The organism is Ligilactobacillus salivarius, assembly GCF_035231985.1.
Taxonomy (GTDB): domain Bacteria; phylum Bacillota; class Bacilli; order Lactobacillales; family Lactobacillaceae; genus Ligilactobacillus; species Ligilactobacillus salivarius.
In genome coordinates this window covers 1,749,044-1,762,480 of the sequence record NZ_CP117983.1, presented here as the reverse complement: position 1 = coordinate 1,762,480, position 13,437 = coordinate 1,749,044, and the positions used below count along the sequence as shown (strand labels likewise).

Genomic DNA, 13,437 nt, shown 5'->3' with positions numbered 1-13,437 from the left:
GGATGGCATAGGGCACAATCCACAACAACAAATATCTGTTTTTACTTGATATTTATTAGACATTTAGTATTACCTCCGACAAATAAGTTACTTGAATTATAACTTACGAAAAGTTAGCTGTCAATTGTTACGCTTACACACTAGCTTCACTAGTCATTGAATTATTATAAGGGATAACTGTAATGTAGTTAAAAATCATATTAGTATAAGAAGGATCATCGTAAAAATCAGTTATTTTACCATCTAGGGATGAAAGATTGTCTGTAATAATTCCATCAGTATTTAACCATAAAACTCTATTCATCTCACTATCAGTATTGACGGTCCAAGCATACACTTTTTGTTGGTTAAAAAGAGCTTCGATAATAAAAGAATCAGTTAATGTAGATTGCTCCATACTATATGCATTGGCAGGGGTCTGAGGATAAGTGAAGTTGTAAGGTAAGATATAACTTACAAATACTTCTGGAGCTTTAGACTTAATTTGTCTGACAACATTATAGTCTAAAGAATGAACTTCATGATGATATTTTAAAATATCTTTTTGGTATTTTTTTAAAAAGATATCAATCATATTTTTTGAATCATGTGGAGTAGTTTTGATCTCGATTAATAACTTCTGGTGATGCTTATTGGCATAGGCTAGATAATCATCAAAACTAACTACATGAGCTGAGTGACCATTTTCGTGAGCTATTAATTTTGTAATTTGAGCTAAAGTTAATTGGTAAGGAGCTTTATTAACACCTGTAAGATTTTTTAAGTTTTCGTCATGCATAACAACGAATTGATGATCTTTGGTTTCGTGAATGTCCATTTCAATAAAATCAGGATGTTCTTTAATGGTTGCAGCCATAGCAGGTATTGTATTTTGAACACCATTCCCATCATCAACACCTCGATGTGAAATGCGAAGTGGTGGAGTATCGTTGTTATGTAAATAAAAATAGTTATTAGTTAAAGATAGTAGAGCGATAAAGCTAATTAGGACAATAGTAGTAACTCTAATTTTTTTCTTACGTTGATTAATGCGATTAGTATGGTAAAAAGTAGGATATCCTTTAAATACTTCAGTTGGTAAAGTCATTTGAAGTAAAAGAAAACTAACAAGTGTAGCAATAAAAGTACTAAAAATTTGTATAATTGCTAGCATGATAATAGCCATAATTAAGTCAAAGGGTTTGGGAAATTTATCAAAACCAGCTTGAAGAAATATAATTAGTAAATATCCAACTGCAGAAATGATGCCAAAATAAATAGAAATAACAAGCATTCTGCGAAGGTTCGCAAGATTTTGGTGTCGAGTTAGACTAAAACTTTTAGACACAGCTTCGCGAGTATGATAATTTTGAATAATCATTAAAGGAAGAGTATATAGTAATCTAAGTCCTAGGTAAAAAATAATTAGGTAAGCAATTGCTAATAATAGAGCAAATTGCCATTTAGTTAACAAAAAATCAATAATAAATGCTGGAATTTTTGCCTTATTTAATAAAGGTGTTTTAAAAATTAAATTAGCAAAGGGCATGATAAGGACAAAATATCCAATGAAGAATAGAATACTTGTTGGTCGGAGTTGAATTAAACGTTCCCAAGAAGTAAACCAAACTTCTTTAAGTGAAAAATTATCCCTAGAAATATTAGTAATACCTGTTAGTAAAAATGTAAATTGGAAGAAAATTACACCAACTATTAGAACTAGCTCTAAAATGAGAGCCAATGATCCAACAGGGTGATGAGTGATAATTTCTAAAATATTAGTATATGAAACATATGGAATATGACTCAACTTTAAAATCCAACTAGTTAAAAACGTAAAAATGGGGATAACAATTGCCTCAATAAACAAATTAATCCCTAAAAAGAAAAACAAGTAGCTTCCCCAACTACGTTTGAAAACATTGATATAGTGATCGATAAATTGCAAATCTGAACGAATTTGTTGCAAAATAAGCGCCTCCCTTAAATATATTTTCTACGGTCTAATTATAACATAGTGAATTTTCTGACCATAAAAATAAGCAAATGAAAGGCTATGGTCATTTGCTTAAAAGAGATAAGATTTAATATTTAGGGGAATTCTTTATTAAAAGGTCTGCAACAGAGAAGCCAGACATAGGGTTTTGACCCGTAATAAATTGTCCATCTTGAACTGCAAAACTAGCAAAAGGTCTTTTTTGAACAAATTTAGCTCCGGCTTTCTTAGCTTGGTTTTCAGTTAAAAATGGTACTTTAAGTAATTTGCCACTGAGAATTTCTTCAAAGTTAGTAAAGCCAGTGATCTTCTTGTTATTGATCAAATAATTACCTTGATCATCTTTAATTGTAACGAGTCCAGCTAATCCGTGGCAGATTGACATAATGAAGCCACCTTGCTTAAAGATGCTATTAGTTATAGAGCTAAGGGCTGGTTGATTAGGAAAATCCCATAATACTCCATGACCTCCAGTATAGTAAATTGCAAAATAGTCTTGAGGATCAAGATCAGAAACTTTTAAACTGTGTTTTAAAGCGCGATTTTGAAAATCATTAGAATAATAAATTTCATCAATCTCTTTAGAACGATAAGTACTTTTTAAACTACGAGGATCTAGAGGAACTTCTCCACCATTAACACTGGCATAATCAACTTGATAGCCATGTTCTTGCACTTTATAGACAAATTCAGCAGCTTCAGCTAACCACAAACCTGTCTTATCTTTACTATTACCATAGTATCTGGTGTTAGTTAGAATAATTAATATCTTTTTCATTAATTGTTGCCCTCCAAGTTGATTTCTTGAATCAAAGAGATGATATCTTGTGATAATTTGGAAAGATCATGCCATTGTTGAGTATTAGTTTCCAAATAATAGAAATTCTTAGTACCTTCTTTTCTCATGCCGACAATCCCAACTTGTTTCAGTAGTTTTAAATGGTGTGAAACAGCAGGTCGAGAAAGGTGTGTCTTTTCTGTAATCTCTCCAACGCGGACACCACCTTTGGACTTGCAAGGAAGAGAAAAGAGAGTATAGATGAGATGTTGTCGATTTTGATCGCCTAATACTTCGAATAGTTGAGATAGATTTTCAAAACTGAGCTTGATTTGTTCCATTTTTTCTTCTTTAGTCATAATAAAAGTCCTTCCTACATCTTATTCGTTAATCAAATTAAACCATTCAACAATCATATTTTCAAGGAAAATAGATATTGAGAAAGAAAATCGAGACGAAAGAATAAGCAGACTAAGAATATTAATTATTTGGAAGATCTTATTGTTTAACTAAAATAATTAAGTATGGAGAATAAAGATTTACGTTTTTTAAGATAGCTTCAAAAATGGTATTATTTAAATTAGTGAGGTAATGATTATGAAGAAATTTGTGTTAGCACCAGATTCTTTTAAAGAAAGCATGACGGCTAAAGAAGTATGCGTTGCTATGGAAAAAGGTGTAAAAAAGGTTTTTAGCGATGCAGAAATTATACATGTACCAATGGCAGATGGTGGAGAAGGTACAGTGGAATCTTTAGTTGATGCTACAAATGGTCATAAAGAGTATATTGAAGTTCAAGGACCTTTACCTGAACAGAAAGTAAAGGCGTATTATGGAATTTTAGGTGATGAGAAGACAGCTGTAATCGAGATGGCTCAAGCAAGTGGATTAATGTTAGTAGAACCTAGATATAGAAATCCTCTGACAACTACTACTTATGGTACTGGAGAATTAATAAAAGCAGCACTAGATAAGGGAGTATCAACTGTTATTATAGGAATTGGTGGAAGCGCAACCGTTGATGGCGGTATAGGTATGGCCCAAGCCTTAGGGGTGAAATTTACTGATAAATATGGAAATAATATTGAGCCAACTGGTAGAGGTCTTACTAAGATTGATAAAATTTCAACGGAAAACATGGATAAACGAATCAAAAATGTAAACTTCATTATTGCTAGCGATGTAGAAAATACATTAACTGGTAAAAATGGTGCTGCAGCAGTATTTGGACCACAAAAAGGTGCAACTCAGGATGAAGTTGAATTATTGGATAAAGGATTATCACATTATGCCGAGATATTAAGAAAGGATCTAGATAAAGATGTAGAAGACATTGCAGGCAGTGGTGCTGCAGGAGGCTTAGGAGCTGGTTTAATAGCATTTTTAGATGCTAAGCTACAATCTGGTGTGGAAGTAGTAGCTAATACAGTTGAACTAGCAGAAAAAATATCTCAAGCAGACTATGTATTTACCGGTGAAGGCGGGATGGATTTTCAAACTAAATATGGAAAAACCCCATTTGGAGTAGCACAAGTTGCTAAAAAATATCAAAAACCGGTTTTTGCTGAAGCAGGATACTTAGGGGAAAGAATCGAGGAACTGTACGATATAGGAATATCTGCAATTTTTGGAATTGTAGATAAATCCGAAAGTATAGAAGAGTCTTTAGAAAAAGGTCCACAAAACGTAGAAAGAACAACTGAGAATATTGCCCGATTAATATCGAGTATCATAAATTAAAAAAATATACTGGCATAAGTAAAAAAACTTAGGTCAGTATATTTTATTTTATTGACAACTATAATTCTTAAGATTAATATATAGTTGTGATTACAAATGTAAATTAAAAAGGAGTGAGCCTATGATTACAAAAATTATTGTTTTAGTAATAGGGATTGCTTTAATCGGTTTTATTTCATGGTGGTTTTTTGGAAAACATGAAAAAGAGGCTGTTACAGCTGATGTTGCAGATAATGTTCAAGAAGTTACAGTTAAAGTTGACGGTGGTTATTCGCCAGAAACAGTGGTACTTAAAAAGGGAGTTCCAGCGGTAATTAATTTTTACCGTAAAGATCCTTCTAGTTGTTTGGAACAAGTTGTATTCTCTGACTTTGGTATTAGTAAAATGTTGCCAGAAAATGAAAACACTAAAATAGAAATTAATACCGATAAAGCAGGTGAATATGGTTTTGCTTGTGGCATGAATATGTTTCATGGAAAAGTAATTATTAAATAGAAAGTAGGAATCAATTATGAATAGAGTAGAAATAACAGTAGATGGTGGATACAAACCAAGTGAAGTTAAGGTTAAAGTTGGAGAACCAGTTAAATTAGTGTTTAATCGAATTAGCGATAAAGGATGTCTAGATCAATTAAATATCCCAGCTTTGAATGTTAAACAGCAGGATTTACCACTAAATGAACCACAAGAATTTGATTTAGATACGAGTAAAGCAGGTGAAATTGATTTTGCTTGTGGCATGAATATGTTTAAGGGTAAGGTAGTGATTGAGTAATGACGATTAGAGTAAGATTTTGGATTTCGTTAATATTTTCATTACCAATGTTTTTTGAAATGATACTAAAGCCATTTGGTTGGATGTTGCCAGGACATACTTATACAATGTTTATTTTAACAACAATTGTAATGGTAATTTCAGCAAGACCATTCCTTCATAGTGCATGGGCGGCTTTTAAAAATCATCATGCTAATATGGATACATTGGTAGCAATTGGAACAGCTACAGCTTATGTGTATAGTATTTATGCGATGTTTACAGGTCAAGATGTATTTTTTGAGAGTGCAGCTTTTGTTATAACATTCATCTTGTTAGGTCAAGTTTTTGAAGAAAAGATGAGAAACAATGCTAATAGTTCAGTTGAAAAATTATTAAACTTACAAGTTAAAGAAGCTGAAGTAATAGTAGATGGTAAGTCTCAAATGGTGCCATTAGATGATATAAAAGTAGGCGACATTATTCGTGTGAAACCTGGTCAAAAGATAGCTGTAGATGGAGAAATAATCGAAGGAAGTTCGACAGTAGATGAATCAATGATAACAGGTGAAAGTATGCCAGTAACGAAAAAAGTGGGCGATAAAGTTATTGGTTCAACGTTGAATAATACTGGAACTTTCCTTTTCAAAGCTGATAAAGTAGGTAAAGATACAATGTTAGCTCAGATTGTTGAAATGGTTAAAAAAGCTCAAAATAGTCATGCTCCAATTCAAAAAACAGCGGATAAGATTGCAAATATCTTTGTACCGGTAGTATTAATTATTGCTATTCTTACTTACCTGGTATGGTATGTATTTTTAGGAAATAGTAATGTTACTTCATTGTTATTTGCGGTATCAGTTGTTATTATTGCATGTCCATGTGCCTTGGGAATTGCAACTCCAACAGCTCTAATGGTAGGAACCGGACGTAGTGCAAAGATGGGAATTCTTATTAAAGACGGTGAAGTACTAGAAGCAACTGATAAAATTGATACAGTAGTCTTTGATAAAACAGGTACAATTACTGAAGGTAAGCCTAAAGTTACAGATATTATCGGTAATAAAGATGAAATATTACAAATTGCTGCTAGCTTAGAAAAAAATTCTGAGCATCCATTAGCCACTGCAATTATGGATAAAGCAGTAGAACAACAGATAAAATTATTTGAAGTAAATAATTTTACAGCAGTTGAAGGAAAAGGAATTACAGGTATAATTGATGAGCAACGAGTAGTCGTGGGAAACACTAAGCTTATTGAGGATTGGAATATATCTCAAAAACTTCAAGCACAAATGAAGAACTTACAATCTGATGCAAAGACAGTTGTAGTTGTAGGTAAAAATGATGAAGTCATAGGTTTAATTGCAATTCAAGACATTCCAAAGGCAACTTCAGCTAAGGCAATTAGTGATTTGAAAAAACGTGGGCTAAAAACAGTTATGTTAACGGGTGATAATCAACAAGTAGCAGAAGTTATTGCCAACGAAGTAGGAATTGATGAAGTGATAGCGGATGTTTTACCACAAGATAAGGCACATCATATTGAAATGCTGCAAGATCAGGGAAGAAATGTTGCTTTTGTCGGTGATGGAATTAATGATGCACCAGCTTTAACAACAGCTAATGTTGGGATTGCTATGGGAGCAGGAACAGATATTGCAATTGAATCTGGTGGCATTGTCTTAGTGAAAAATGACCTAGAAGACGTAGTCAAAGCTTTAATGATGAGTGAAAAGACTTTTAATCGCATTAAGTTAAATCTATTCTGGGCATTTATCTATAATGGCTTGGGAATTCCAGTGGCAGCAGGGATCTTTTCTGGCATTGGTTTAACTCTAAGTCCGGAATTAGCAGGATTAGCAATGGCATTTAGCTCTATATCCGTAATGATAAGTTCTTTGATGTTGAATAGGGTAAAAATTGCATAAAAATTAATGACTAGGGAATTTCTCTAGTCTTTTATTTTGTAAAATTTTATCAACTAAAGTAACCGCTTTAAAAAGTGATATAATAGAATCAATGAGTTTAAATTTAGGAAGTGATAAAATGGCAATAACAGTTTACATTGTACGCCATGGGCAAACATTATTGAATCGTTATAAGAAGATGCAAGGATGGGTAGACTCACCATTGACTGAAAAGGGAATTCAAGATGGTAAGCGAGCGGGTAAAATCCTAGAAAATATTAAGTTTGATAAAGCGTATAGTTCAGATACAATGCGAGCAATTCGTACTTGTGAGTATATTTTGAGTGAAAATAAGGTATCAGGTGATTTAAAAGAACCGCAAGCAATGATGGAGTTTCGTGAACAAAAGTATGGTTATTTTGAAGGTAGTGATTCACCACAAACATGGATGCTAATTGGTGCAGCGCATGGGGCAGGTTCATTTAAAGAGCTTGTAAATAAGTATCCTTTAGATGAGATTAAGGATTTTATGCATGAGACTGATCCATTTCATGAAAGTGAAGATAGTAAGACATACTGGAAGAGAATAGATTCAGGCTTTGACTATCTAAGAAAAAATCATAAAGATGGAGAAACTGTTTTATTGGTGTGTCATGGTAGTACAATTGCCAGTTTGGCTGACAAATATGGAGATAATATTAATGTTGGGGAAAACTATCCTCAGAATGGGTCAATTACTAAGTTAAAAGTAACAGAAAATGATATTGAAATTGAAGAATATAATAAAATAGATTAGAGATGGTGGGATTATTAGATGATACCTTTTAAAGCTGTAGCAATTGATATGGATGGAACCTTTTTAAGAGATGATAAAAGCTATAATAAAAAATTATTTTCTGAGTTATTAAATAAGATGAAAGAAAGGGATATTCATTTTATTGTAGCTAGTGGTAATCAATTTGAAAGAACGAGATTAGATTTTACTGAATATTGGAAAGATATGTCCTTTGTTGCCGAAAATGGAATGTATTTGGTAGATGATGGGAAAGATCTAAGTTATGAGCAATTGGACCGAAGTTTAGTTGAAGAGTTAGTAGACTTTATGGCACAAAGACCAGAATTAACACCAGCTTTATGTGGGAAAGAAAATGCATATCTAGAAAAGAATTCAGATTCAAAATTTGTTAAGATGATGAAATATTATTTACCTAAGCATAAAATTGTTGATAGCTTCGAGCAACTTCCTGATGATGTATTTTTCAAATTTACAGTTGATGTTCCTAAAGAAAAAACTTTATCAACGGTTGATGAAATTAACAAAAAATTTGCAGGAAGAGTTTTTGCTACTTCAAGTGGTTTTGGAAATTTTGATTTAATCTTGCCACATGTCAATAAAGCTATCGGATTAGAAAAAATGTTAGCAAGTTGGAATTTAACCTTAGATGATTTAGTAGCTTTTGGCGATGGTGGAAATGATTTAGAGATGTTAAAAGCTGCAGGACTTAGCTATGCAATGGAAAATGGTAGCGATGAAGTGAAAAAGGTAGCCGATAAAATCGCCCCTAATAATAATGATTCGGGAGTATTAAAAGTTTTAGCTGACTATTTAATGTAAGTTAATCTAAACTACGGTATAATTAGAAGTATTACAATAGTAAAGCGAGGAAATTTTATGACACTAAGAGGATTCGCTTTACCACAGTCGCCTCCATCATTTTGTGACAATTAAACAATAAAATTATCACAAGAATAGGAGAAATTAGATTATGGTAGAAGCAATTAACTTGAAAAAAGGTATGATTTTTGAAATGAACGGTAAACTTATTAAGGTGTTGGAAGCAAATCACCACAAGCCTGGTAAGGGAAATACTGTTATGCAAATGAAATTAAATGATGTGCGAACAGGAGCAATCGTTCAAACAACCATGCGTCCTTCTGAAAAAGTAGAGTTAGCCATAGTTGATAAGAAAAATGCCCAATACCTATATGGTGAAGGCGACCTTGAAGTATTTATGGATATGGATACTTATGAACAATATGAATTAACTAAAGAACAATTAGCAAATGAAGAAAAGTATTTAATGCCAAATATGGAAGTTCAACTAGACTTCTGTAAGAATGAATTAATTGGGATTGAATTACCAACAACTGTTGAAATGAAAGTAACTGAAACTGAACCAACAATTAAGGGTGCTACAGCAGCTAGTGGTGGTAAGCCAGCAACAATGGAAACAGGATTAGTCGTTACAGTTCCAGACTTTATTAATGTAGGGGACACATTAGTAATAAATACTACAACAGGTGAATATAAAGCACGTGCATAAAAAATGAAAGCCAATTATATACCGAGATTATGGTATATAGTTGGTTTTTATTTTAAAAATTAAAACTTGCACCCATTTTATTTTAATGGTATTCTAATAGTATACTCAAATGTAATTGGAGGTTGTAATGATGATTAACTTACATATTAATGATAACAACAAATTGAATACAACCACCACCTCAACCACTGTGTAAGCTGGTTGAGTTAATTTGGTATGCTATTATTAAAATGAATGCAAAAATACAAAGTCAACTAGATCAGCTAATCACAAACTAAAAATGTATTGTGAGAAAAGTTGGATGGTTGGCTTTTTTATGTATTTAGACGATCCAACTGAGTAGAATTTAGTTGGCAAGGAAAAGAGGAATTTATATGAGCAAAAATAAGGATAATATAAATGGGGGCCTGAATAGGTCGCTATCATCAGGACAGATGGAGATGATAGCTTTAGGTGGAACAATTGGTGTTGGATTATTCATGGGATCTACATCTACAATTAAATGGACTGGTCCTTCAGTATTATTGGCTTATGCAGTAGTAGGTATATTACTATATGCGGTTATGCGAGCTTTAGGAGAAATGATCTATATAACACCAGGAACGGGATCATTTGCTGACTATGCGACTGATTACATTCATCCACTGGCTGGGTATTTAACAAAATGGAGTAATATTTTCCAATATATTGTTGTAGGGATTAGTGAAGTTATCGCTGTTACTCAATATTTGAATTTTTGGTGGCCACATTTACCAGATTGGATTTCAGGATTAGTGGTTATCATAACATTGACTTTGGCAAATCTTGCATCTGCTAAAGCATATGGGACATTGGAATTTTATTTTGCGATGATAAAAGTTGTTACGATTATCTTAATGATAATTATTGGATTAATGGTTATCTTCCTTGGATTAGGAAATAACTGGCATGCGGTTGGATTATCAAACCTTTGGAAACATGGTGGATTCTTTACAGGTGGATTTAAAGGATTTATGTTTTCTCTATCTATTATTGTTGGTTCCTATCAAGGAATTGAATTATTGGGAATTACAGCTGGTGAAGCAGAAAATCCTAAGCATGCAATTGTAGCATCTGTAAAATCAATTGTATGGAGAATTTTGATTTTCTATATTGGAGCAATTTTTGTGATTGTGACAATTTATCCATGGAATCAACTAGCTGCTGTTGGTTCACCATTTGTTGAAACATTTACTAAAGTAGGTATTGCTGGTGCAGCTGGAATTATTAACTTTGTTGTTCTTACAGCTGCAATGTCTGGGGCCAACTCAGGAATTTATAGTTCTAGTAGAATGTTATTTAAGTTATCAGTAGATAAGGAAGCACCAAGCATTTTCAGTAAGTTGTCTAAACATGTGGTACCTAATGTCGCTATTTTGACGATTTCAAGTGGAATTTTGATTGGATTTATTTTGAACATTGTTCTTTCTATCTTTAGTAAATCCTCGGCTAACTTATTTGTAATTGTATATAGTTCTAGTGTATTACCTGGATTAGTACCCTGGTTTGTAATTCTATTATCAGAATTACGTTTCCGTCGTCAAAATGCACATATGCTAGAAGAACATCCATTTAAGATGCCGTTCTATCCATTATCTAACTATCTGGCAATCATTGCATTGGTAATAATAGTTCTCTTTATGTTTGTTAACCCTGATACACGAGTTTCAGTATCAGTCGGAGCAGTATTTCTATTATTATTGTCATTGATTTTCTTTATTAGACATGGAAAAGATGGACAAAAAGGAAAGAATTAATATAGAAGAAAATAGTCGCATCAATTGCGACTATTTTTTTGTACCAATTTAATATTATTATGAGAAATATTGTAATTTAATAAAAATATGGGTTGCTTTTATAGGGATGATTTATTATTAAAATTCGTAATTTGATAATAAATATAGTTGTTAAAGAGTCTAATTTTAGTTTTTACTAGAATGAACAAGAAATTAATTATAGCTTTTTTTAAAGTAGAATAAAAAAATTAATCGTAATAATAAGAGAAAATTTGAATTTTGTTAATCTGAATTATCATTGTTTTAAAATTATTACAGCAATAGTTATAGCCTTTATATCAGTATTTATAAGGTGTTTTAAGCTTTAAATAGTATTTGATAGGCATAATTAAAATTTCAATTTAATAGCAAAAAAATATATTTATAAAAGAAAAATTAAAATGTTGTAATTTTTCGGTGAGTATTATATAATCTAACCATGATATAAGATAACTTTTTTAACTGAGGAAAGGGGTAAATGAAATGAAGTTTAAAAAGCTATTAGCAGTTGGCGCTACTTTAGCAGTGTCAGCATTCACATTAGCTGCTTGTGGATCAAAGAGCAGCGATTCTGGCAAAACTCTTCACTGGGAAGACAATGCTGAAATTTCCACATTAGACCCTTCTAAAGTAACAGACGTTGTTGGTTTTAACCAATTAAACAATGTTACTGAAGGTTTATATCGTTTAGGAAAAGACAGTAAGATCACACCAGGTCTTGCTACAAAGACAACCGTAAGTAAAGACGGCCTTACATATACATTTACTTTACGTAAGGATGCAAAATGGTCTAACGGTGATAAAGTAACCGCAAAAGACTTTGTATATTCCTGGCAACGTACAGTAAATCCTAAGACAGGTTCACAATATGCTTACCTATTCAGTGGTATTAAGAACGCTGACGCTATTATGAAAGGTAAGAAGTCAGTTTCTGAATTAGGTGTTAAAGCAGACGGTGACTACAAGTTAGTTGTTACATTAGATAAGAAGATTCCATACTTCAAGTTATTGATGGGATTCCCATTATTCTTCCCACAAAACCAAAAAGTTGTTGAAAAATATGGTAGCAAGTATGGTACAGCTTCTAAGTACTTCGTTTATGACGGACCTTTCAAGCAAGAAGGTTGGACAGGTTCTAACTTAAGCTGGAAATTAGTTAAGAACGATGATTACTGGGATAAGAAAGCTGTTAAATTAGACAAGATTACTTACCAAGTAGTTAAGGATTCTAATACAGGTTACAACTTATTCCAATCTGGTAAGTTAGATGGTGCATTATTAAGTGCTGAACAAACAAAGCAATTAAAGGGACAAAAAGATTATAGAGTCTTCCATGAAAGTACAACATTCTACTTACAATACAACCAAACAAAAGAAGAATTTAAGAACGCTAATATCCGTAAAGCAATTTCTCTAGCTATCAATCGTAAGGACTACTTAAAAGTTCTTGGTGGTGAAAATACAGCTGCTACATCTGTAACACCAGTTGGATTGACAAAAGTTAATGGAAAAGACTTCCAAAGCGTTGTATCTGACAAGACAGATATGACATACAACAAAGCTAAAGCTAAAGAATTGTTCAACAAAGGTTTACAAGAATTAGGTAAAGACAAATTAGAATTTGCTATTTTGACAGATGATACAGACGGCGCTAAGAAGTCTGTTGAAGCTCTTCAAAGTCAATTGAAAGAAGCATTTGGTGATAAGGTAACAGTTAATACACAAACAGTTCCATTTAAGACACGTATATCCCGTTCAACAAACGGTGATTTCGATGTAGTATTATCAGCTTGGGGTGCAGACTTCGCTGATCCTATCTCATTCTTAGACTTGTTTACATCAAACAACGAACAAAATAATGGTAAGTGGAGCAATGCTGAATATGACAAGTTGATCGCTGCTTCTAAGAATGCTAGTTCTGCAAGTGATCGTTGGAGTGATCTAGAAAAAGCTGAAAAGATCTTACTTCAAGATCAAGGTGTAACACCACTTTACTACAGAAACCAAGCATGGATGGTAAATGATAAAGTTAAAGGTATCATCTACAATACAGCAGGTGCTAACTTGAACTTCAAGGATACCTACATCGCAAAATAATTTATAGAAGTTTAGTTCTAAAATTATTTAATAAATCGGGGGCTAGATTTAGATTTAGTCACCGA

12 protein-coding genes are annotated in these 13,437 nt (G+C 32.6%); 9 read left to right on the top strand and 3 right to left on the bottom strand.

Features of this window, described 5'->3' with window-relative positions; all coding sequences use genetic code 11:
• Nucleotides 1-133: 133 nt before the first annotated feature.
• The 3 genes from PTA89_RS08625 to PTA89_RS08615 all read right to left on the bottom strand — a co-directional run bounded on the left by PTA89_RS08625 (nucleotide 134) and on the right by PTA89_RS08615 (nucleotide 3,112).
• Complete coding sequence (locus tag PTA89_RS08625; protein ID WP_324177219.1) at nucleotides 134-1,948, bottom strand: glycerophosphodiester phosphodiesterase; 1,815 nt, start codon at nucleotides 1,946-1,948, stop codon at nucleotides 134-136.
• Nucleotides 1,949-2,063: 115 nt separating this feature from the next.
• On the bottom strand, nucleotides 2,064-2,753 hold the full coding sequence (locus tag PTA89_RS08620; protein ID WP_098034406.1) for a type 1 glutamine amidotransferase domain-containing protein: 690 nt from the start codon (nucleotides 2,751-2,753) through the stop codon (nucleotides 2,064-2,066).
• On the bottom strand, nucleotides 2,753-3,112 hold the full coding sequence (locus PTA89_RS08615; protein ID WP_041822969.1) for an ArsR/SmtB family transcription factor: 360 nt from the start codon (nucleotides 3,110-3,112) through the stop codon (nucleotides 2,753-2,755). Before PTA89_RS08615 ends, PTA89_RS08620 begins: the two co-directional genes overlap by 1 nt.
• Nucleotides 3,113-3,350: 238 nt before the next feature.
• Between PTA89_RS08615 and PTA89_RS08610 the strand changes: the two genes are divergently transcribed.
• From PTA89_RS08610 to PTA89_RS08570, 9 genes are all read left to right on the top strand, one after another.
• Complete coding sequence (locus tag PTA89_RS08610; protein WP_095761302.1) at nucleotides 3,351-4,493, top strand: glycerate kinase; 1,143 nt, start codon at nucleotides 3,351-3,353, stop codon at nucleotides 4,491-4,493.
• Between the two features lie 121 nt (nucleotides 4,494-4,614).
• On the top strand, nucleotides 4,615-4,989 hold the full coding sequence (locus PTA89_RS08605) for a cupredoxin domain-containing protein (protein WP_003707451.1): 375 nt from the start codon (nucleotides 4,615-4,617) through the stop codon (nucleotides 4,987-4,989).
• A 16-nt stretch (nucleotides 4,990-5,005) separates the two neighbouring features.
• Nucleotides 5,006-5,269, top strand: coding sequence for a cupredoxin domain-containing protein (locus PTA89_RS08600; protein WP_095761301.1), 264 nt, complete (start codon nucleotides 5,006-5,008; stop codon nucleotides 5,267-5,269).
• Nucleotides 5,269-7,179, top strand: coding sequence for a copper-translocating P-type ATPase (locus PTA89_RS08595; RefSeq protein WP_095761300.1), 1,911 nt, complete (start codon nucleotides 5,269-5,271; stop codon nucleotides 7,177-7,179). Before PTA89_RS08600 ends, PTA89_RS08595 begins: the two co-directional genes overlap by 1 nt.
• Nucleotides 7,180-7,297: 118 nt before the next feature.
• The gene (locus tag PTA89_RS08590; RefSeq protein ID WP_034984177.1) at nucleotides 7,298-7,954 is read left to right on the top strand and encodes a histidine phosphatase family protein; all 657 of its coding nucleotides are present in this window, start codon (nucleotides 7,298-7,300) and stop codon (nucleotides 7,952-7,954) included.
• Nucleotides 7,955-7,972: 18 nt separating this feature from the next.
• Complete coding sequence (locus tag PTA89_RS08585; RefSeq protein WP_003709350.1) at nucleotides 7,973-8,773, top strand: Cof-type HAD-IIB family hydrolase; 801 nt, start codon at nucleotides 7,973-7,975, stop codon at nucleotides 8,771-8,773.
• Nucleotides 8,774-8,924: 151 nt separating this feature from the next.
• On the top strand, nucleotides 8,925-9,482 hold the full coding sequence (efp, locus tag PTA89_RS08580) for an elongation factor P (protein ID WP_003700953.1): 558 nt from the start codon (nucleotides 8,925-8,927) through the stop codon (nucleotides 9,480-9,482).
• A 374-nt stretch (nucleotides 9,483-9,856) separates the two neighbouring features.
• A complete protein-coding gene (locus tag PTA89_RS08575) occupies nucleotides 9,857-11,257 on the top strand; it encodes an amino acid permease (RefSeq protein ID WP_160994038.1) in 1,401 nt (466 codons plus the stop codon).
• Between the two features lie 501 nt (nucleotides 11,258-11,758).
• Nucleotides 11,759-13,372 (top strand): peptide ABC transporter substrate-binding protein, encoded by a 1,614-nt coding sequence (locus PTA89_RS08570; RefSeq protein ID WP_178848106.1) that lies wholly within the window; start codon nucleotides 11,759-11,761, stop codon nucleotides 13,370-13,372.
• The last annotated feature ends 65 nt before the right edge of the window (nucleotides 13,373-13,437 follow it).